Below are 21770 nucleotides of genomic sequence, written 5' to 3'. Positions count from 1 at the left end.
CTATTTAAATAAGAAAAGACCCTATCCCATAAAGAACTACCATAAGCAGAGTACCCAAAGAGAGATTACGCAACTGCTTATCCAGACCGGCCAAAGGTGCTTTAAAACGAAAAACTGCAATGGCATTAAAAACGAACAAGGGAAACGCTAAAATGACCAACCAAGCACCCGTATTGGCCTGTTCATAATTGAGAAGCCACACAATAAATGCGCCCCATCCCAACAGCAACAGCGCTAAATGATAAAAGGCAGCCATTTTTCGGCCCATCATCACCGGCAATGTCTTTTTCCCTGACTTGTCATCACTTTGAATATCCCGAATATTGTTGAGGTTAAGCACCCCCGTACTAAAAGCACCAATAGAAAAGGCAGGTAGCAAGACAGACCAATTCCAGATCCCGGCATGCAAATAATAGGTCCCGCCGACTCCCAACAGTCCGAAAAAAACAAAAACAAAAAAATCACCTAAGCCCCGATATCCATAAGGGTTTTTTCCTACCGTGTATCTTATCGCTGCAACCAAGGCCGATATCCCCAAGAAAAAGAAAAGCAATAAAACCATCAGCTGATCCTTCAAAGCATTAAAGATAAGCGTCACACCGGAAATGAGTGCCAAAACAGACGTGAAAATAATCGCCCGTTTCATTTGCCTAAGGGTAATTACGCCTTGTTGAATCATCCGTTGCGGCCCTTGTCTTTCGGCGTTATCGGCACCCGACACGGCATCCCCGTAATCGTTGGCCAAATTGGAGAGAATTTGAAGAAATAGAGTGGTTAGGGAAGCCCACACCAACACAGACAGTTTAAAACATCCCTGTCCTGACGCCAGGAGAGAGCCCATAAAGATAGTGGATAATGCCAAGGGCAAGGTTCTCAATCGCAATGAAACGATCCATGCTCTAATATTAAATGTCATCGGATTCTTAGTTTTGAAAGTTGAAGCAAAATTAACCATTTTTGAACGATTATACTTAGGCCGGCAGAAGTTTCGCATTCTCAGCCGCTTTTGTCCATGCCTCAATATTTCAATATATCTTTCAGCTTCAGAATTCTTTGCATGTTATAGGTCTATTGGAATTTATCAACAAAACCACATAAATTAAGAGCGGGAATAGGGGTTTATTGAAATAAATGTGTCATATTAATGATTGATAGTAACTTTAAGGAAAGAGGAAGAACGCTTTAGACAGAAATCTTGAATTGCATGAAAAAAGCACCAACGGGAAAAGAAATTTTCAGGCGCATCGCAAGAGGTGACGAACAGGTTTTCGAACAGCTGTTTCGTTCGCAGTATGCCCGTTTGGTTGTGTTTGCCATGCGGTTCATTCCTGATCGGATGGAAGCAGAAAACATCGTTCAAATGGTGTTTATCAAGTTATGGGAAAAACGAAAAGAACTAAAAATTGAGTCGCTCAACGCTTATTTAATGATGGTCGTTCGTAACCAGTGTCTGAATGAACTAAGAAGATTCCGAAATCATTTATCGGTGGATGATCTTTTTCAATTACCTATCATTGATGATCATGAAGCAGAAAGAGACGAAGAGTTGCTGGAGAAAATCTATACGACCATAAATGCCATGCCGCCTCAACGTCAAAAAATATTCAAAATGAGTCGACTCGAAGGCATGAAATACAAAGAAATAGCAGAAACCCTGGGTATCTCCCATAAAACGGTGGAAGCCCAAATGGGGAAAGCACTAAAAACGCTTCGTGAAGCGTTTAAACCAACAACCAAGCTATTGGATCGGGAATAGATTTTGTTTAGAGTGATTGTCAAGATTTAACCAAACAAAAGAAAAACAGACGGAAATAATGACAGAAAACAGACAAAATATTGACTGGGAATTGGCGGCAAAGATCCTTGGCGGGGAAGCGGATGAAATTGATCATGGCTTGTTTGAAAAATGGCTAAATGAATCGTCAGCCAACCGTGAAGAATGGCGTAAAATAAAGGACAGCTGGAAATTGGGCAATGAATCATTGATCCTAAAATCCATTGACACATCCACCGCCTGGCATCGTGTTCAAGGCTTTACCCTCAAGACACCAACTTCCCCCAAACACCACTCAGCAGTCTCCGCAAAAAAATGGCTCCCCATTGCTGCGTCGATAGCATTGCTTTTGGGGCTTATCTGGTGGTGGCTGCCGGATCATAAGACAACGTCTTCACTCATCGTGTCCAACAGTCCTCGTGAAGAGATGATCTTAAATGATGGCAGTAGGGTCACACTAAATACCGGTTCTAAATTCATCTGTGATCAACCGTTTAAGAAAGATCAAAGGGTGGTTGAGTTGGATGGCGAAGGTTATTTCCAAATTAAAGGCAATAGGGAATGGCCATTCATAATCCACGCCGGCGAAGTCACAATTAAAGTTACGGGAACCCGATTTAATGTACGGGCTTATCCCAACCTGAACATCACGGAAGTGGCTGTAATAGCAGGAACCGTAGAAGTTTCAGCGGACAGGGACACCCCCGCCCAACAATTAAAGGCCGGACAAACGGCACTCTTCGATAAAATTACCGGGGAATTAAAAATTGAGTCAACCACCGATCCCAATATACTGGCATGGTTGACCGGCAAAATAAGTTTTTATGAAACCCCATTGTCGGAAGTTGCTAAAACATTGGAACGAATTTATAACGTCACCATCCAAATCTCGGATACCACACTATATGATGAGAAACTTACGGCACGCTTCAGCAACAATTCACTGGATTTTGTTCTTGATGTGGTTTGTGTTACATTTAATCTAAACTTTAAAAAAGAAGGAAATACCATATTTTTATCCGAGAAGGAATTCTAACAATAATTAATCGGATTCATTCCTAAAATGGAATTATAAAGAATGCAACCTGCAAAAAACAAAACCAGCCGGAGGATCTTTTATCCCCCGGTTAATGGACTCAGTTTTTTACGAAGATGGTAATAATATGATTAAATACCATTCCGTACATACCGCCAATTCATACAGGTCGATTCTGTTTAGAACCTTTTTTTCATTATTTTTAATATTGGTGGGCGGGAAATATTATAGCTATTCCCAGGAGAAAGAAAATGTTCTGGACCGAAGGTATTCCTTCTCCTATGGCACGATACCCGTATCCGCATTTTTTGACTCTCTTTCTGTCAATTTTGGCCTATCCTTTTCCTATGATGCCTCAGTCATAAAAGGCGACAGTCTTATTTTTGCCGACGCCAAATCCGTACGTTTGGATGAATGGCTGTTGAACTGCCTGAAAAATGATCAGATCCGTCTACATCTTCGAGAACGTCAAGTGATACTCTCCTATGATCCTTTTAGACTGCCGGACGAGACGATTCACATCGAAGGCACCGTGAGGGATGGACGACATAACCACCCCATGGAAATGGTCAACATTGGTATACAAGGAAAAACTATAGGTACGGCCACCAACCGTGAAGGACGTTTCAGCGTGCGCCTCCCCCGCCAATACATCGGAGAAAAACTTGTCTTTTCGAATCTGGGATATCTTCAAAAGTCCATCCCCATACCAGCCGGTGATACTCTGGTACAAATTACCCTTCACGAAACTTCGATTCGTCTTCCTGAGGTGCTGGTGAGATTTATTAATCCGGACCGGATCATGGAAGAGGTTTCCCGACAAAAAAAGGTCAATTACCCCACAACGCCACTACTGCTATCGGCCTTTTTCCGCGAAAGCATACAGCAAGACAACGCCTATGTAGATGTTACAGAAGCAGTAATAGAGATCTACAAACCCCCTTACGACCACGACTTTGATCTGGAACGGGTACGATTTATTAAAGGCCGAAAAGGAGAATCGGAAAGCCTTATGAAAATGATTGACTTTAAACTACAGGGGGGCCCTTACCTCTTCAGCAGAGTGGATATCGTCCGTCAGGGAGGTTTTTTGCCACATCAGGAAGGCAATTCCAAATATCGATATTTTTTCCAAGGCATGGATTATGAACAGGGTCGCAATGTCTTTGTCGTAGCTTTTGAACCGATTAATGATAATGGAGAATTACTATACCAGGGGGAAATAAGGATAGATGAAAAAACTTTCGCAGTCATAAGTGCCAACTTTGAAATGACCCGAAAAACCATTCGTAAAAGCAGAGAGTACTTAATCCGCAAGGACAGCCGGAGATACAGAGCAAGACCCTACTTCGCGCGCTACCATATCGACTACAGACCCTGGAAAGACAAATGGATTTTGAACAGTATCAGAGGGGAACTGAGCATGAAGATTATTGATCGAAAAAAGCGAGTAAAAACCGTTTTTAATACGGTATCGGAAATGTTGATTACCGACCTGCAACCCGGACAAAAAAAAGACCTCAGGTGGTCCGAGTCTTTCAAGGAGAATTATATTTTATCTGACCAAATCGAAATCTACGATCCCAACTTCTGGTCAAAGTACAACATCATCCGTCCGGATGAATCCATCAAAAAAATATTTCAAGAAAACGCTGACGATATCAATGCCAACAAATAACAAACCCAGCCGGAAAACTCTTGAATAAAAGTTTACCGGCCAGTTTCGACGATTGTTGTTTTAAAACCAAATTATCTATTCAGGCACAATGTTGCTGCAGATAGTTGATCGTTGACCCCACAGAATCCAACTTGGGCAGTTCTTCATTTTTAACCTCAACCTTAAAACGTGTTTCCAGATAGAACAGGAAGCAGGTCATATCAATCTCATCCATAAACAAATCTTCTTTTAAAGAAGCCTTCTCGTCAATGACTTCACGAGGAATACCAGTTTGCCTGAAAACCTTGTAAAGGTTACGTCTTATTTCTTTTGCATTCATAATCCTACACTCATTTTAAGATGGTTTATCTATATGACAATGCAAAAGAAGGATACACGTATAAAAACCTCAACTTTTTTTAAACAGACAAACTCATGTTGCGCTCTTCCATCATCTTACGAATGTTAATCAAAGCATAACGCATTCGTCCCAAGGCAGTATTAATACTAACATTTGTTTCTTCAGCAATTTCTTTAAAAGAAAGGCCAAAGTAATGTCGTAGTTTTACCACTTCCTTTTGGGAATTAGGAAGCATTTCCACCAGTGAAGCCACTTCCGAAAGCATCTGCTCGTAGACCAGTTTGTCTTCAATAGTATAATCCGAAAACATAGGATTGTTGAAAATATCAAATGAATACTGATCATTCGATACTACTTTCTGGCTTTTCTTCTTTCGGAAATAATCGATCACAAGATTGTGCGCTATGCGCATAACCCAAGATAAAAACCGTCCGTTTTCAGCATATTTGCCCGATCGGAGGGAATGAATCACCTTAACAAAAACATCCTGGAAAATATCCTCTGCCAGATCACGTTGTCGAACCATCAAAAAAATAAATGAATATATTTGCTGATGGTGACGCTCAATCAGTAAATCAATACATCTGGCATCGCCTGAGATAAACTTTTTTACAAGCTCTTCATCAGACAGCAATTTCAGATCTGTCATAATCAATAGTTTAGAATTAGCTTGTAAAAATGTTCAATAGGCTTTTAATTTGAAGGTTAATAAATAATTTTTCACTTAAATCGAAACGAAATAACAAAAAAATAAACAATTCTCCAAACCTCAATCATTTTTTCAAAATGCCTTGGCTCTTCAAAACTAAGGTAAAAGCAGCGTTTTAACGGAGCTCCTCAAGATATTTCAAACTCTAATTTTGATTGATTCTTTTGTTGATATGTTTGATTTGTCTGCCAATCTCTTTTATGAGCTTTTCCTTTAGTTGATTGTAGTTTTCCTCTTGTTCTTTAAAGGCTTTTTCGGTTTTTTTGGCCAGCTCATACAAGCCGGAAGCTTCCATCGTGCCCACGATCCCTTTAAGAGAATGGAATACCCGAGCCAATTCCTCTTGCTCATTCTTTTCCGTCAATTGATGAATTCTTTCCCGGAAATCAGCATAATCATGACAGAAGCCTTTCAGCAACCTGCTGTACAAATCCGACCGGCCTCCCATACGCCGGATCCCGGCTTGAACATCGATCCCTTCTATTTTAGGAAATTTGTATTCCCTCCCTTTTTCCGAATGGTTTAAGGCCTTCCCAAAATTGTCCGGCTCACCAAAAACCAATCGATAGATCACCCTGAACAGATCATCCGGATCGATCGGTTTACCTACTAATCCGGCCATTCCTGCCTGCAAACATTGTGCTTCCACATCGCCTAATGCTTCAGCGGTCATAGCCACCACCGGCACCTCTTTCCATCCTTCAATTCTCTTTATCCTTCGGGTTGCCGTATAGCCATTCATCCCCGGCATATGAATATCCATTAATATTAAATCATATGGACATTTACTTTTATGCTGGTTCGCCAATTCAAGGGCCTCTTGACCGTTAACCGCCAAATCGGTAGAGATATTGGCCATAGCCAGCAACTCCACCGTCAACTGACGATTGGTCTCATTATCTTCCACCATCAACAGCTTCAATGGCCGCTGCTGAGTCAAATAGTCGCGGTAATTTTTTCCTTTTTGTTGAGATTCCAGATCTAATGTTTCACTACCTCCCATCGCATCCATTAACCCATCAAAAAGAATCGAATAATTAACCGGTTTGTGCATCACCACAAACGAAAGACCGGCCTCCTTCCATCGTTGCCGAAAGTCAGATTCATGAAACGGTGACGACATAATCACCAAATGATCAAAACGATCACTATATTTTTTAAGATCTTCAAGTGCCTGTTCTCTATTATGCGCCACAAGCAGCCAATCCACAAAAAGAAGCCACAAGGGCCCATCGGGGTTGATCTCCCGAAGCCGGTCTATTAGCGTTTGATAAGAACAGGTTCGAATCACTTTAAAGCCAAAATCACTGAGCATGCCTTTGACACTCAAGGCCGTTTTTTCATTATGGCAAGCAATCATAGCATCATCGCCTGCCACTTCAAAGGCATGACGCATTTGATCCTTTTTTTGGATAAGTTGCCTGTCGATAGAAACGGTAAAGAAAAAGGTACTTCCTTTGCCATACTCGCTATCCACCCAAATTTCACCGTCCATCATATGGGTAAGCCGTTTGCAAATGGCCAATCCCAGACCTGAACCGCCATATTTACGCGTTGTAGAAACATCGGCCTGCGAAAAGGCTTTGAAGAGATTATTCTTCTGTTCCTCTTTCAGTCCGATACCGGTATCCTCGACGGCGAATAACAGTTCCGTTTTTTCATTGTTCACAGACTTGACCCTGATTTTTACATTAACAAAACCCTTGTCGGTGAATTTAACAGCATTATTCACCAGGTTAACCAGGATCTGTTCTAGGCGCAAAGGATCTCCAACCAAACTTAAAGGTACATCCGCGGCAATATCAAAAACCAGCTCGAGTTTTTTTTCATTGGCCCTAAAGAGCACCATATCTGCCAGGTTTTGAAGAACCTGCTCAAGATCGAAATCAATGTATTCCAATTCCAGACGACCGGCTTCAATTTTGGAAAAATCCAGAATGTCGTTGATAATCCCCAACAGAGAGCGGGATGAGGATTGAATACGCTTCAAATAATCATTTTGTCCCTGTATGGCCGGCTTTTCCAGCGCCAGATGCGTCCATCCGATGATGGCATTTAGGGGCGTCCGAATTTCGTGGCTCATCCGTGCCAGAAAATCACCTTTGGCACGGGTAGCCGCTTCTGCGGCTTCTTTTGCTTTTTGCAGTTCCCGTCCACTTTCATATCTGGCAATCATCAGCCCCATGGTTACGGCAAAGGCCTTAAAAAGCGTCTTCTGTGACTCACTCCATTCATCGGCTTTATACTCTTTCGCAAAACCGATAAATCCCCAAAATGAATCGTGAACAAAAACAGGCACAATCAGCATTGAGACCGCCCCCATTTTGCGAAGGAAGGATTGCTCCCGAACCGTGGCGGTATTGATATTAATAACCAGTTCTTTTTGATCACTTAATCGGAAATACCAGGCAGGATTAATATTTTCATAGGAGAGATCAACCATGTCTTTCCGACGAACTGGTTCTACCGACGATTGTTCCCACTCCACAAAGTGCTTAAACAATAGTTTGCCCGGTTCATTTCTATAATTTCTGAACGCAAAGGCACATCCTACTCCTGCCCCTTCGCCTAATACACGGAGGGCTCTCTGGAGGGCTTCCTTAAAATTGGCACTGGCAATTAATTCTTTCAATGCTTCCGACACACCTTCCAACAAACGATCCCGAACCATGATCTCATTCATGGCCTCCTTTTGTGCTGTGGTGTCAATAATTACCCCCTGAAAAGTAGTCTCTCCGGTCACTCTGTCTTTTACCGGCAATCCCTTCTCATAAAGCCATTTGCGATTTCCAAACAAATCCCGAATTCGGTATTCCATTTCAAAGGGCCGTTGTCTGCGAAGGGCTTTTTCCATCGTCTTCATGACTTTGGGAAGATCCTCTTTCTCCACGAAGGGAACAATGGACTGTCCCTCCTGAATAAACGCATTAATACCGAGCCCGATGACCTTTTCCACGCCACCACTAATAAACAACATGGTGCGCTTATTGTCATTACGGCAATGGTAAACGATTCCCGGAACATTGGTAACAATATTACGGTAGTTCTCACGACTTCGCTCCAGGTCATGCAATGCCTGACGCAATTGCGTGATATCGGTCGAAACCCCACATACGGAAGTTATCTTCCCATCCCGATCTTTAATGGGAAATTTATTGGAAAGGAACACCCTTTTAACTTTTCCTGCCGGGAAAAACTCTTCCTTTTGAATCGATCGCCCCACTTTTATCACCTGATCATCATTTTGTTTATGCAGGCTTGCCACATCATGGGGGAATATTTCATAGTCGGTCCGGCCTATAATCCGGTGGGCTTCCAGGCCAAGGGTTTCTTCCATTGGCTGATTGATCAAGGTATATCGTCCTTCCAAATCCTTGACATAGATCAGCGATGAACTATTATTAATAATATCATTGAGCAATTGGCGATTAATCTGTAATTGCCTTCTGGCATGCTCCCGATTCTCTTCATCCCGCCTGATTTTACGATAAAAAATAACCGCCAACCAAATCCCCAGTATGATGGCCAAAGACATAAAAACAGAAAGCACCACAAAACTTGTCAACAACCATCTTTCCATGGCCAGATTCTGAAAATAGTTGGCCTGCTCTCCGGAATATTGGATGCTTCTGGAACTCTCCTCCATCAGTTTCTGCCCCTTGTCGATATCATCAATTGCCTGAACCAATTCCAACATTCGACTCTGATAGGCCGCCAATCCGCGACGCATCCTCATGAGTGGTTTGTAGGAAGAGGATGCGGGAGGGACAACCCCTTCCGGAGGAATAAGACTTAAAATTCTTCGAAAAACGGCATCGACAGATTCACTGGTCACCTTTTCAGAGGGATAATTCCAAAGCTGCTTTTCAATCTCCTTGAGATGAAGCAACTGAAAAATCAAGTCATTATAAAGTTCTGATTCTTCTCTGGCATTAAGAGAAGTATTGTCGTCCCAGCTTAACCTTCGTGGAAAAGGTTCCCTTGCTGCAGCAAAAACATCCTGAAAAAGAGAATCCATTTGGTGCTCCGCATCCCTGCGTTGCCTTTTAAGTTCAATTACCAACAGCCAATATTGCTTGTATTTCTCCAACCAGCTGTATATGGATGAAAGTTCCTCGCGACTTTTTAGATTTATTGGACTTCGACGAGCGTCCTGAAGAAGCAGTTCGATTTGCCGGGTAAGGCTGTCAACCACCAATTTGGTGGTGGTATCATTTTTCAATGTCAACCGTTCAGCCTGAATACGGGAAATATAGATCTGATCAAGAAGTTGATCTACCTTTTCGGTACTCTTCACCCAAACTTTCAAATGGTATGTCCCCAGCAAACTTGCACCTGCAACGAATATCAACAAAATAAGATTGATTAGGTATCCGCCAAGTACTTTCTGACTGATGGAGCCATTCGACTTAAAAAGCGATAATTTATTTTTAAGCATACAACATCTGATCAGATTCTTTGACCCTACAAAAATGGGAAAATTTCAGGAACTAATCTCTTGTTGTTTTTAATTTAATTTGAATTGTACGAATATAATTTTTTCGTTTCTCTATCGTTTTACTTATGATTAGACACCTTTGACCGGGCAAATAAGCGGTTTTTCATCATTTCGACAAAGGGGATCTGAACACACACAACGTTGAAACACTGCTAATTACATAACAAACAACAACACAAAGCAGTCTTACAACACATTATAAACATTCAACCGAAAACCATGAAAAGCCAACAAGAGGAAAATTTAACTTATTCGCCATATTAAACAAAAACCTTCCCTTACATCCCCATTAACCCTCAAAAGCCCCCGACAGACCGATAATTATTCAGGAATCAAAAACATTATCGCATGAACAATTTTACGCCAACCGATTTAGATTATATTATTTTGAAGAGCTTATTCATTCAAAATCTGCTATTAAAAATTCCTGAATCCAAACTTAGGGAGACATTGACCGGGCCCAACGAAGAATTCCTGAAAAAATTAAAGTCGCTCCTCCACCAGAAATGTGAGCAAGAATAGCATCCATCACCGTTTGATCGCCTCCTCCACGATTTGGATAATCTGTTTTTTTTTCGCTTAGAAATCCAAATCGATGTTCTCTTTCTCTTTTATCATATTTTTAGTGGAAAGCAAGCCACAGGCGGCGAAAATATCCTCGCCCCTTGACCTTCGGATGGTGATGATCAATCCTTTCTTATTCAATTCATCGGCAAACCATCTCATTTTATCCTCGGATGTACCTCGCAGTGGTGTTTCGGGTATGGGATGAAAACGAATAAGATTAATGCGACATCGAAGGCCATTGAGAAGTTTCGTCAAACCTTTAACATGGGCCATCGTATCATTCACCCCTTGAAACATAATATATTCAAATGAAATACGACGTTGTCGCCCGAAATCATATTCCCGCAAAGCCTCAATGACGGTTTCCACCGGATACACCTGCTCAATGGGCATCAACCGGCGCCGCTCCTCGTTGAATGGAGAGTGAAGACTGATGGCCAAATGAGCGTCGCTTTCATCAATAAATCGACGCATAGCAGGCTCAACGCCAATGGTTGAAACATTTATTCTTCGTGGACTCCAGCCCATTCCCCACTCCGAGGTGAAAATTTCCAGACTTTTCAAAACATTATCAATATTATCCATGGGTTCTCCCATGCCCATGAATACCACATTGGTCAACGAATCACTTTCGGGCAAACTCAACACCTGATTGACAATTTCTCGTGCCGACAACTGGCCCTGAAAACCTTGCTTACCGGTCATGCAAAAAAGACATCCCATTTTGCACCCTACCTGCGACGAGATGCAAAGGGTGTGACGATCCTTTTCGGGGATATAGGCGGCTTCAATAAATAAACCTCCGGAGGCCGGGAACAGATATTTCTTAGTACCATCTTTGGAAACTTGTACTTTGGAAGGTTCAAACCTTCCTATTTCATATTTTTCCTTCAACCTATTTCTCGCCTCCTTAGAAATATTGGTCATCTGGTCTATATCGGTAATCTTTTTCTGATATAACCATCGTGCCATTTCCTTGGCCGTAAAACCGGGCATTTTGTTCTCCGCTGCCACCACTTTTAATTCGCCTAATGTCTTTCCCAATAATGCTTCCATCAATCTATTTTTATATGGACAACGAATAAACTCAATCGTCTTGGGTTCATCCTTCTCCAAATGATAATTTTAAAAATCGCGTGCCATGTTCCGGAAAGGTTATGGTCTATTCTGACGACCAACACCATCCAAACAGCACGTTTGGCTATTTTCCTTTAATAGCTGTAAGTCAGCACTTACAAAAAAGAGGATCTATTTCACAAAAGAATCGAGTCCAATATAACCTTCCAGCGATTTCAGATAATCCGCAGTTTTAAATTTGGCCATATTTTTTTCTGCCAGATGGATACTGGCTTTAACCTTCTCAAGGACCGGCGGCTCAATATTGGGTCTTTGGATCAGATATGCCTTCAAATATTTTAAATGTCTCTTCCACAATTCCACATCTCCTTGTTGTTTATTTTTTAAACGTGCATGATACCAATCACTGCTCATCATATGGTCCCGATCAAACATTTTGCGGATTTCGGGATCATTAATCCCTTTTCCGTTATAGTTTCCATGAGCCATAATATGCAGGATAGCCTTCAGAGGCGGAACAGCCCCTTCTATACTACCATCCTTAAAATAACTTTCAGCAATTCGTTGATGCGCTTCTACAATATTATTAACCCCATCAACAAAGGCATCCAAATCCTGTATTTCAGGCTTCAACAATTCCTCATTAAAAACCGAATCGGGATTTTCAAAGATACGGCCTAAAAAGGTTCTGGCAAATTTGGCGGTAATTCGATAGCCCAGTCGGGAAGCAAGCACCTGCTGTCCTTTATGTTGAAAATCCTCCATCTTCTCCAGATATCCATGCTCCAAAAGGAAATCCGGTTGTGCCTCTTCCGGATACAGACGACTCCAAATTTCCGGCACCAAAAGACTTATGTCATGGTCGACCCGATATTTCGGGCCGATATAACCGGCGGCGGTGGTAAAACCCGGATATCCCGTCAGAATAAATGAGACCAACGCATTATTTAGATCGGTGATGGGACTCAACGCATTAAATGGCGCTTTTGTAAGGGCACCTTCCGATCCGGCACCTGTCGTAGACGGTGATTTACCGGTAAGACTGCAAATAAAATCCATGAACAATTCCGGCAATTCCTGATAATGAATGGGATTATACACCGCCAGAGGACGAATCCCCGGTTGAGAGGGGTTATTTCTTCTTCCGGCCAAAACGGCATTTACCGGGTACAATACCGGCTTCTCAAGCGGAATTTTCCGATACAATCGGGTTCCCATTTCCGCAATATACTTTTCCCGCTGTTTGGTGAGATCGGGTCGATTTTGGAGATAGCGAACATTGGCCGACGGTTTTCCATCTACAATACGGGGATGCGATGAGGATACAAAATAGGTAAAGTCTTTCTCTTTGACCACCTCCCGGATTAAATCTTTCATCGGATTGGTATACCTGTCAAATTCAATGGCATTATCCATTATCTCCTTAGCATCCTCAATCGTTAGCGGTTCAAAATTGGAAATAAAGGTAAATGGGGTCGCCAGATCCTTTTCCGCCTGTTTATCATATCCTCTATGAATCGCCTCATCCGGCCTCTGGAAAAAACGATATTCACAATTATAAGTGAACTTGGCGGCCGGGTGAAAGAAGTTGGGTGAAAGATACTGCAATTTTGATCTTGGAATGACTGTTGACGTCGTTATGTCATCTTCCATTTGTAATTTATCGGAAGCAATAAAGTCCTGCCTTAGTTTAAAGGTTCTCCAGGCGCCGTCGCCGGTGAGACCCACTCTAAGGTAACTGGCCACAAGTTTTCGGTTTTTGAATTTCAGTTCATTCCCGTACCGCCCATCAATAATATCTACCGAGAAAAATTTCTTCCAGTTATTCCCCCATTCCGGCTTATAAAACCGTTTCACGATGTAGACCAACCCCTTAATATGATGAGGGATTTGTCTCAACCATTCATTATACTCGGGTTGATAGCGATTTTCGGCCGGCGTCAACAGCTTAATAACAGAACCTAATGAGCGTTTGGGACTTAATAGTGGTCTGTTACGATCGGTTTTTATATGCTCCAGATAAACGCCGGAATAATCCTTATTGATAATCTCTTCCACTTTTTTGAAATCATTTTCAAAATCCGCGGTAAAGAAAGGACCATAAATGATGGCATCTTCAATGGATTTGGAGATCTCCGATTTTCCACCACCCGATACGGTGCAGGGTTTATGACAAAAAGTCCCTTCGGCCACCGAGCCTATCAGTCGCCAGGAAGGCACATACGGATTTTTATTCATCCTCACTTTGTATCCGGCCGGAAGCATATAGGTATATTTCGGATTGAGCCGAATGCTCTGTTCCTTATTATCTTTAATCCATGTTACTCTCTGATCAATAAGGCTGAAAGCGGCATTTTCAGGAACATAAATAATATCAGGATATTTTTTATCGATGGCATACCCTTCCGGCTTAACCTCCATGATCTCACGGTAGGTCTTTACCATTTCATCAAAGGAAAGATCATTGCCTTCAAACTGACTGCGATCAGAGAACTCATCGCCCAGATTATAGGCTGGAAAAGCTATTGCCCCTCCGGCATGTTCTTCCTCTACATTGCCAAGAAGATTGGCCGCATAGCTGATCTGAGTCTTTACTTCTTTCTTTGAATAACCGTAATAATTGTCTGCTATCAGGGTTACGATAACCCCATCAGAGGTACGGGCAGTTACTTTAAAGGCGCCACCATCATTATACAATTCATTTTCATCTTCCCAGCACATGCCATCACTCTTTTGTTTTTCGGTTGCCTGGCTGATATGAAGAAGCCCCAGATCTTTCTTTTTCAAAGAAGTAAGATGAGGCGCCAGGATTACACAACCGGTATGGCCGGTCCATCCATCGACATCCAAAGCAGAATCATTTTCCGGCAAATAAGGATCTCCCGCATTCCCAAAGATCGACTCAACAAAATCCAAATTACTCACCAGGTTTCCGGGCGCAAAGAAACGGATTTCCATTCTTCGTTCTTTACACCCGCCGATACACGGTTCCACCACTGGTTTTAGAAGAAGGGAAACAAAAGCAGCCGCTTTCTCCGGCTGCGTGGCGGTAAAAGGTAGCTGCATCAATTCGTGTGGCGGGTTCAGAGCCTCTTGTAATAGCTTTGCAAAAGTGATTTTGGGCACTGCCTTTTTATCATACGGGATAGGCAACCCCCCCTCTACCACATGAAAAACCCCTTTGGTCGTTCTTCTGTCGCTCTTCGGATTATTAAGGATCCCCTGTTTCAGACGATAACTTTGGATAATATCTGACTTAAAAGAAGGTTGATCCGGCGGCAGAGACAACGCTCGCGCCACACCATGGTAATCCACAATAAAAGTATCAACGGGTAAGCGGAAATTTAAATCGTTCTTATATTCCGCCAGATATTGATCTAAAAAATCCTGAATGCGTTGATCGGCAGGACAAAGATAGGAGGTTAATAATCGGCTCTTCTCTTTATAATTTTTTATCAGATCATTGGCCAGTTCCAGAAACCCCATTTTGGAGTCGGAACGATAACCGGGCTGCCCCATTGCAGCCAGTTTGAGGTTGATATATTCGATGAGTCGTTTGGGCTTAGGCGTCACATTGGTCCCGCTGTCCGAAATTCCGAATGATTTTTTCAGATCCATAACATTGTTATTTTGTTTTTTTATCTTCGAAAATATAAGGCTTTGCGGGAAATAATTCAATACTTGCCACCTCCTCAAAATTAAAATAATTTAATTTATAATTTCCCAAACGCCAACCTCCGACAACGCGCCCTCGCACAAAAGCTCACACCCCCCATCATTGTTCACGTTGAATATGAAATTCCTATCCGGTTCATCAGAAAAACTCAAAAATAGATTTCGGCGATCACATGGTCTATTTCAACACCCTTTCTGACCAAAATATCCCGAACTTCAACCACCATATTCGCATTCCCACAAAGGAAATATTTAATCTCTTTCGGTAAATTGGTTGCTTCCTTCAACCAATGAGTCAAGCGGCCACGATAGATCCCCGGACCGCTTTCCCGAGTGGCAAACCGAAGATAATTATCTCCCATTTTCCGGATAAACATATCTGCGAACAAAAATTCACCGGGTGTCTTGGCACCATGGATGAGTTTTTTATTAATCGCCATACCCGACTCGGCCATGCTGATAAAAGGTGCTATGCCGGTGCCGGTGGCTATCCACCAGGCAGGATCACTGGAACCCAGAAAACGCCCAAAAGGCTCAGACATGAATAATTCATCTCCCTTTGAAAGGCGAGCCATCCTGGGCGTTAACAACCCCTCAGGATTGACGTCGAACAGCAGCCTGAGGTATTCTTTTCCGTTGCCACTGGCAATACTATACAACCGTGGCTCTTCATGATTATTTAAGGCCACTGCCACCACCTGCCCGGGAACAAAATCAAATTTCCGCTCTGTCTCCAAGGAAAAAAAACCGAGCGCTATTTCACTGTTGCTTACAACTTTAACCGGAAAGAGTTCTTTTTGTTTTCGTTTGATCATATACGGATGAATAAAGCTTCTTTTGAATCAGCACAACATATTTAACAAAATAAACAAAAAGAAGTTTGTCCAATGTGGCAATTTCTAAAGACAATTATAATATTCAACCCAAGGCCAAATGTCTGTAACCGTTGAAGCACAACCCTCCCACATCAAAAGGTACGGCATAAAGGCCGATGATCAAAGCTCGGCATCTTCCTTTTCGGCATCATTCTTTTCCACGAAGGCGCCATCCGCCTCATAAGGAAAAACATCCATCAGCGGACTCTCTGTTATACTCACCACCTGAAAGTCGACAACCATATCCGACAGACCTTCCATCAGATGATCATAAGCATCTCGCACATTGTCGGCCATCACCAACATGTGGCTGGTAACTTTTTTTTCTTTTTGAGCGCTCTCATCGATGGACAAATGGCTCACCTTGCACTTATACCATCTGTCACCCGGAAAATTTGGAAATAAATCCGCATAATCGGATTTCCGTATATTGGTAACCTGAAAGTCGCCTCGTATCATTGTTTGCATCTCTTCATAGATCCTCTTCTCTGCCTCAGTAAACGACACAGCATCCACCAGATATGGCTCCGTCACTTTCTTTTCCTTACCTGAATTTTCATCCACTTTGACATATTTGACCTTGCACTCAAACCAAGTGTGTAACATTTTTTTAAGTTTACTTTAATCGTTAAATATCCGTTTATTCCTCTGACAATTAAACATTAAAGCTTTAAAAATGCCCCGAAAAGAGTTTTTTTCGAGGCATATAAAAAAAACAAACTTATCATTCAAGCCAATGTTTAATTGGACGTAAAAATACAAAAATTATGGAGAAACACGCGATGGCAACGTGATGCCACCACCCCTTATCTCGCTGAATATCAATACCCATTAAAAAATAAAAAGTTCTTTAATAAATCAGAAAAACATATGCATGAATGGCGCGCATCTGCTTCGGCCAGGCTGTTAAAGCCATTTCCAATCCAAAAGTACCACACCGGGAAAGCATGCTGAAGTTCAAAAAAGTTTTATTGTAGAACCGAAATGGTCAGGCATCTGCCGAAACCTTCATGCAGTGATGTAATGGCTTCCGCACCGATTCGAAACCTTCATGCAGCGATGTAATGGCTTCCAGAACGATTGGAAACCTTCATGCAGCGATGCAATGGCTTCCAGAACGATTTGAAACCTTCATGCAGCGTTGCAATGGCTTCCAGAGTGATTTGAAACCTTCATGCAGCGATGTAATGGCTTCCAGAACGATTTGAAACCTTCATGCAGCGATGTAATGGCTTCCAGAACGATTGGAAACCTTCATGCAGCGTTGTAATGGCTTCCAGAACGATTTGAAACCTTCATGCAGCGTTGTAATGGCTTCCAGAACGATTTGAAACCTTCATGCAGCGATGTAATGGCTTCCAGAAGGAGAATATTGAGAATATTCACGGAACTGTGTCTTTAGAAAAAAAAGAATCAGGACACAGTTTGATGAACACTCCCTGCCCTTGTCAATGGGCCACCACACCCGATCAATTATTTATAAAAACTATCCTCAAAGGCATTAAATTCTCGTTCTTTAAAGATCTTCCGTTTAACCCATGCATACAAATAGCCCGTCCCATATCCGAACATTTGAGTAAAAAATGCGGGGATGGCTAGTATGGCCGGTTTTAATTGTTTAAGAGTAATCAGTGCATCAAAAAAAACAACTAACGGCGGAATCACCAAAAAAACAAAAAAGACAGGAAAGAAAAAGGCGAGAATAATTGCCAAAGGATAAGCCACCGCGAAGCAACTGGGCAGCAGATGAACCATCTTGGTGGTTCCCGGATGGCGTGTTTCCAGATTAATGCGCGCCACTCCGGAATTAAATACCTGTTTAAAAAATGAGCGAAAATTATTGCGTCGCTTATGCCAGATCCATGCATCAGAAAGCAACATCGTTTTATAACCTGCTTCCAAAAGTCGCATGCTAAAGTCAATATCTTCACCAAACCGCATAGTGGTAAACCCGTTGACGGCATGAAAGACATTATTTTTGACCCCAAGATTAAAGCTTCGTGGATAGAATCGATCGGCTTTTTCCTTACCGCCACGAATTCCACCCGTTGTAAGGAAGCTACTCATGGTATGTCCGATCGCTTTTTGAGTGGCATTAAAATCTTCATGCGGCCGGTCAGGACCTCCAAAGCAATCAAAAGCCGCCTCTTTAATCAGAGCCATGACTTTTTCCGTATAATCGTGCGGCAATAAACAATCGGAATCCAGAAAAATCAGCCATTGGCCTACGGCTTCGCTGGCACCGTAATTTCTGGCTGGCCCCGGGCCGGCATTCTTTTGAAAAATGTAACGGACAGATAAAGACTTTGCCCATTCGTCCACGATATCCTGTGACGACAAAGAGGAACCATCTTCAACAACGATAATTTCAAAATCTTTGGATGTTTGATGAGAAAATGATTCCAGCAATTCGTCAATCTCTTGGGGACGATTATACACTGGTATAACAAAAGAAATGAATGGCATTGTTGATTGTTTTTGTCAAAGATAACAAATCTTCCCGACAGTTTCGCCGATCAAACGGTCGCCTTTTAGAACAGGCACAATGGTCGTCTGATCGGGGGTATGACAAAACTCAATAACATCATCCAATCCATTTTTGGCGAGTCTCTGTTTCTGAGCAGCCTTCATAATATATTTATAAATATCCGGTTGGGCAGAACTCCAGAGATCCAAAGCGGCATGTACCGAATCACAAATGGTCGTAAACAAACCGGAATCCAGCAATTTCTTCGATAAAGCCCCTGCAAAGAGGGCATCTTCCAGACTGAATTTATTTTTCCATGCCGCACACAACAAAACTACATCTTTGTTCTGCTTTTGCAACCAGTAAGAAAGAGCGGACAAATTCAGATAAGATCCGATGGCAACCGCATCTGCCCCGGCCGCTTTATGAATGGCACGTGTACCATTCGTGGTACTGTATACGATATCATGGTGTTGAACCCGTTCCGGGGTGAAATTAAAAGGTGAATTTCCGAAATCTGCGAAATCGAGCACCAAACCATCGCGTTCGGCAGCCACTAAATGGCCTTTGGCTTTCCATTCTTTGGCTTCTTCCAAATCCCCAACCGGAATAACATGCTGGGCCCCATTCATAAACGCCGTACAAATGGCGGAGGTTGCCCTCAATACATCGATAACAACAACTATTGATCGGGGATGGTGGTATAAATCATATAAGGCGGGAGAAAAACAAACTTCCAAATTACACTTCATCCTTAAAATTATTTGAGATACTGCCACTCAATCTACGATTCGGGCATCAATTTAAGTGTGATATAAACCTGAAAATAAGCACATACATGAGTCCTTCAGCGACCTAAAAGATTTTCTGAATTCAGGAATTCACTTAGGCCGCCAACTCAAAAATCAACAAGGTGTGAGAAAGCTATTTCAATTTAACAAAAGGAGGCTTAACGACTCTGGCTTTCAAATCACGATTCCGAATCCTGATAAAGATTTCTGTATCAATGGCCCAAAATCCTTTGTTCAAATATCCCATTCCAATTCCTTTTTTCAAAATGGGCGACATCGTTCCGGAAGTTACTTCTCCAATAAGGTTACCGGAAGCATCCACTATTTCATAGCCCTTACGAGGGATTCCCCGATCTTCAAGCACAAATCCTTTCAATCTTTTTTCGACCCCTTCATTTTTTTGCTTCTCCAAAATTGGTCGGGAAATAAAATCGTTTCCCTCCACCAGCTTAGTAATCCAACTCAAACCGGCTTCTATTGGCGTGGTCCTATCATTAAGATCATTTCCATACAAAGCAAAGCCGGCTTCTAATCGCAGGGTATCCCTAGCCCCCAGTCCGGCCGGTACCAGTCCTTTGTCACCTCCTTCTTTCATCAAGATTTCCCACACTTTAACAGCAGCATCATTGCTGATATAAAGCTCGAATCCTCCGGAACCGGTATAGCCTGTATTGGAAATGATGACATTATCAACGCCGGCAAAATCCCCCGTTGTAAAGGAATAAAAGGCAATCCGGGAAAGATCGACGGAGGTCAGTGGCTGCATGATTTCAAGTGCTTTAGGCCCCTGAACCGCCAATAAAGAAATTTGATGACTCCTATTTTCCAATTCCGCCCCCACGTGATTGTTCTTCATACACCAATCCCAGTCTTTGTCCATATTTGCGGCATTAACAACCAACATATACTTATCTTCTTCCAGGTGATAAACAATCAGATCATCCACAATGCCGCCATCATTATTGGGCATACATGAATACTGGGCTTTTCCAACGGGCAGATCCGCCACATTGTTGGAAGTAACGAATTGAACAAAATCAAAAGCATGAGGCCCCGCAACTAAAAACTCCCCCATGTGAGAGACATCGAACAGACCGGCTGCTTCCCGAACAGCCATGTGTTCATGGGTTATTCCTGAGTATTCCACTGGCATTTCAAAGCCGGCAAAAGGCACCATTCTGGCACCTAACTGCTTATGTATTTCATTCAAAACTGTTTTCTGCATTTTTTTAAAATTTTTTTCACAAAGTTAATCCCATTGCCCTAAAATCAAAAAAACAGACTTCCTGCTTCCTGTTGAATCAGCATCTATGCAAATAAAGGATAAAAAAGAAGGCAAAAAAATGATAATTATTTGTAATTTTACCCTATTTACGGTAATTATCATTTTCCATTCTCATTCATTTTTTTATTAAATTTGACCGTTCAAGCCCGAAAAAGATTTTTTTATGCATAAGCAATATGAATGTATTAACTTAAGCTACCTTGACAGCATTGCCGAAGGTGACAGAAGCATCATAACAGAACTAATAACTATTTTTTTGGATCAGATACCTGAATTTACGAAAGGGTTTGATCAGGCATTTTCAGAAAAACGATGGCTCGATGTTGCAGCACTTGCTCATAAAGCCAAGTCATCCGTCCTCTCTTTAGGCATGGAAGAATTAGGAAATCGTGATCTAAAAAACCTTGAGTTAGTTGCCAAAGAACTATTTGTCAGAGACATTGAAAATAAAAGCAACCCGACCACAAAAGAAGTTGAGACAGCCAATCAACTAAAAAAAAATCTTCAGGAATACGAGGAAGAACGACAACTGTGGGTAAAATCGCATGCAACCACTGACACCGTGGCTGTCATCATTAACACATTCAAGGACGTACTAATAAAAGCTGAAGAAGAACTTAAATTAGAAATTGGGAAATAATGGAGACAAAACTTGCAGTAACCCGAAAAGCGAACATTCTCATTGGCACCATACAGCATTCTGATCGTTTGAATGCAACCATTGCCCCGGATGTTAAATCACTTTTAAACAAACAACTTAACCAAACAGATTTGAATTTTGTTCTGGATCTCTCAAATATTAAATTCATTGACAGTACGGGCTTTGGAGTTTTAATCTCTGCCCTTAAAACAGCACGACAGAACAATCGCAATTTTTATCTCTCAAATATTCAAAAAGAGGTCATGGACCTTTTAACGTTAATGAAGTTGGATAAAGTTTTTGATTTCTATAAAGAATAGACAGTCACTTTATTCACTGTCTTTTTGGCCAATTTCAC

16 protein-coding genes are annotated in these 21770 nt (G+C 41.9%); 5 read left to right on the top strand and 11 right to left on the bottom strand.

What is annotated here, in order from left to right:
* Positions 1 to 4 precede the first annotated feature (4 nt).
* Positions 5 to 916, bottom strand: a complete 912-nt coding sequence (locus ACT29H_RS14115; RefSeq protein ID WP_444822289.1) for a 1,4-dihydroxy-2-naphthoate polyprenyltransferase — start codon at positions 914 to 916, stop codon at positions 5 to 7.
* A 288-nt stretch (positions 917 to 1204) separates the two neighbouring features.
* On the opposite strand from ACT29H_RS14115, the gene ACT29H_RS14110 reads away from it, so the two are divergent.
* The 3 genes from ACT29H_RS14110 (at position 1205) to ACT29H_RS14100 (ending at position 4488) form a co-directional block, all read left to right on the top strand.
* On the top strand, positions 1205 to 1756 hold the full coding sequence (locus ACT29H_RS14110; protein ID WP_444822288.1) for an RNA polymerase sigma-70 factor: 552 nt from the start codon (positions 1205 to 1207) through the stop codon (positions 1754 to 1756).
* A 58-nt stretch (positions 1757 to 1814) separates the two neighbouring features.
* Entirely contained in the window at positions 1815 to 2810 is a 996-nt protein-coding gene (locus ACT29H_RS14105) for a FecR family protein (protein WP_444822287.1), read from the top strand.
* Between the two features lie 94 nt (positions 2811 to 2904).
* Positions 2905 to 4488, top strand: coding sequence for a carboxypeptidase-like regulatory domain-containing protein (locus tag ACT29H_RS14100; RefSeq protein ID WP_444822286.1), 1584 nt, complete (start codon positions 2905 to 2907; stop codon positions 4486 to 4488).
* A gap of 79 nt (positions 4489 to 4567) precedes the next feature.
* On the opposite strand, the gene ACT29H_RS14095 is transcribed toward ACT29H_RS14100, so the two are convergent.
* The 10 genes from ACT29H_RS14095 to gcvT form a co-directional block, all read right to left on the bottom strand.
* A complete protein-coding gene (locus tag ACT29H_RS14095; RefSeq protein ID WP_444822285.1) occupies positions 4568 to 4807 on the bottom strand; it encodes an acyl carrier protein in 240 nt (79 codons plus the stop codon).
* Positions 4808 to 4886: 79 nt separating this feature from the next.
* Entirely contained in the window at positions 4887 to 5477 is a 591-nt protein-coding gene (locus ACT29H_RS14090) for an RNA polymerase sigma factor (RefSeq protein ID WP_444822284.1), read from the bottom strand.
* A 205-nt stretch (positions 5478 to 5682) separates the two neighbouring features.
* On the bottom strand, positions 5683 to 9975 hold the full coding sequence (locus ACT29H_RS14085; RefSeq protein ID WP_444822283.1) for an ATP-binding protein: 4293 nt from the start codon (positions 9973 to 9975) through the stop codon (positions 5683 to 5685).
* Between the two features lie 639 nt (positions 9976 to 10614).
* Positions 10615 to 11658 carry a 23S rRNA (adenine(2503)-C(2))-methyltransferase RlmN gene (rlmN, locus tag ACT29H_RS14080; protein WP_444822282.1) on the bottom strand — a complete coding sequence of 348 codons (1044 nt, stop codon included), beginning with the start codon at positions 11656 to 11658 and terminating at the stop codon, positions 10615 to 10617.
* Between the two features lie 192 nt (positions 11659 to 11850).
* Positions 11851 to 15297 (bottom strand): hypothetical protein, encoded by a 3447-nt coding sequence (locus tag ACT29H_RS14075; protein WP_444822281.1) that lies wholly within the window; start codon positions 15295 to 15297, stop codon positions 11851 to 11853.
* A gap of 206 nt (positions 15298 to 15503) precedes the next feature.
* Entirely contained in the window at positions 15504 to 16169 is a 666-nt protein-coding gene (locus tag ACT29H_RS14070; RefSeq protein ID WP_444822280.1) for a ferredoxin--NADP reductase, read from the bottom strand.
* Positions 16170 to 16349: 180 nt separating this feature from the next.
* A complete protein-coding gene (locus ACT29H_RS14065; RefSeq protein WP_444822279.1) occupies positions 16350 to 16835 on the bottom strand; it encodes a DUF4494 domain-containing protein in 486 nt (161 codons plus the stop codon).
* An 867-nt stretch (positions 16836 to 17702) separates the two neighbouring features.
* On the bottom strand, positions 17703 to 18695 hold the full coding sequence (locus ACT29H_RS14060; RefSeq protein WP_444822278.1) for a glycosyltransferase: 993 nt from the start codon (positions 18693 to 18695) through the stop codon (positions 17703 to 17705).
* A gap of 15 nt (positions 18696 to 18710) precedes the next feature.
* Entirely contained in the window at positions 18711 to 19448 is a 738-nt protein-coding gene (locus tag ACT29H_RS14055) for a 2-phosphosulfolactate phosphatase (RefSeq protein WP_444822277.1), read from the bottom strand.
* Positions 19449 to 19620: 172 nt separating this feature from the next.
* A complete protein-coding gene (gcvT, locus tag ACT29H_RS14050) occupies positions 19621 to 20712 on the bottom strand; it encodes a glycine cleavage system aminomethyltransferase GcvT (RefSeq protein ID WP_444822276.1) in 1092 nt (363 codons plus the stop codon).
* 223 nt (positions 20713 to 20935) lie between these two features.
* On the opposite strand from gcvT, the gene ACT29H_RS14045 reads away from it, so the two are divergent.
* Positions 20936 to 21412 (top strand): Hpt domain-containing protein, encoded by a 477-nt coding sequence (locus ACT29H_RS14045; protein WP_444822275.1) that lies wholly within the window; start codon positions 20936 to 20938, stop codon positions 21410 to 21412.
* On the top strand, positions 21412 to 21732 hold the full coding sequence (locus ACT29H_RS14040) for an STAS domain-containing protein (RefSeq protein WP_444822274.1): 321 nt from the start codon (positions 21412 to 21414) through the stop codon (positions 21730 to 21732). The genes ACT29H_RS14045 and ACT29H_RS14040 overlap by 1 nt, the downstream gene beginning before the upstream one ends.
* The last annotated feature ends 38 nt before the right edge of the window (positions 21733 to 21770 follow it).

The organism is Thermophagus sp. OGC60D27 (assembly GCF_052400625.1).
In the GTDB taxonomy this organism is placed as follows: Bacteria; Bacteroidota; Bacteroidia; order Bacteroidales; family Marinilabiliaceae; genus Thermophagus.
The sequence above is the reverse complement of the archived record's forward strand: the minus strand, read 5'-3'. Positions and strand labels throughout refer to the sequence as shown.

What these genes read in the sequence shown, in the direction of transcription:
- ACT29H_RS14115 (WP_444822289.1), bottom strand. Translation starts at nt 916, where the DNA reads ATGACATTTAATATTAGAGCATGGATCGTTTCATTGCGATTGAGAACC.
- ACT29H_RS14110 (WP_444822288.1), top strand. Translation starts at nt 1,205, where the DNA reads ATGAAAAAAGCACCAACGGGAAAAGAAATTTTCAGGCGCATCGCAAGA.
- ACT29H_RS14105 (WP_444822287.1), top strand. Translation starts at nt 1,815, where the DNA reads ATGACAGAAAACAGACAAAATATTGACTGGGAATTGGCGGCAAAGATC.
- ACT29H_RS14100 (WP_444822286.1), top strand. Translation starts at nt 2,905, where the DNA reads ATGGACTCAGTTTTTTACGAAGATGGTAATAATATGATTAAATACCAT.
- ACT29H_RS14095 (WP_444822285.1), bottom strand. Translation starts at nt 4,807, where the DNA reads ATGAATGCAAAAGAAATAAGACGTAACCTTTACAAGGTTTTCAGGCAA.
- ACT29H_RS14090 (WP_444822284.1), bottom strand. Translation starts at nt 5,477, where the DNA reads ATGACAGATCTGAAATTGCTGTCTGATGAAGAGCTTGTAAAAAAGTTT.
- ACT29H_RS14085 (WP_444822283.1), bottom strand. Translation starts at nt 9,975, where the DNA reads ATGCTTAAAAATAAATTATCGCTTTTTAAGTCGAATGGCTCCATCAGT.
- rlmN (WP_444822282.1), bottom strand. Translation starts at nt 11,658, where the DNA reads ATGGAAGCATTATTGGGAAAGACATTAGGCGAATTAAAAGTGGTGGCA.
- ACT29H_RS14075 (WP_444822281.1), bottom strand. Translation starts at nt 15,297, where the DNA reads ATGGATCTGAAAAAATCATTCGGAATTTCGGACAGCGGGACCAATGTG.
- ACT29H_RS14070 (WP_444822280.1), bottom strand. Translation starts at nt 16,169, where the DNA reads ATGATCAAACGAAAACAAAAAGAACTCTTTCCGGTTAAAGTTGTAAGC.
- ACT29H_RS14065 (WP_444822279.1), bottom strand. Translation starts at nt 16,835, where the DNA reads ATGTTACACACTTGGTTTGAGTGCAAGGTCAAATATGTCAAAGTGGAT.
- ACT29H_RS14060 (WP_444822278.1), bottom strand. Translation starts at nt 18,695, where the DNA reads ATGCCATTCATTTCTTTTGTTATACCAGTGTATAATCGTCCCCAAGAG.
- ACT29H_RS14055 (WP_444822277.1), bottom strand. Translation starts at nt 19,448, where the DNA reads ATGAAGTGTAATTTGGAAGTTTGTTTTTCTCCCGCCTTATATGATTTA.
- gcvT (WP_444822276.1), bottom strand. Translation starts at nt 20,712, where the DNA reads ATGCAGAAAACAGTTTTGAATGAAATACATAAGCAGTTAGGTGCCAGA.
- ACT29H_RS14045 (WP_444822275.1), top strand. Translation starts at nt 20,936, where the DNA reads ATGCATAAGCAATATGAATGTATTAACTTAAGCTACCTTGACAGCATT.
- ACT29H_RS14040 (WP_444822274.1), top strand. Translation starts at nt 21,412, where the DNA reads ATGGAGACAAAACTTGCAGTAACCCGAAAAGCGAACATTCTCATTGGC.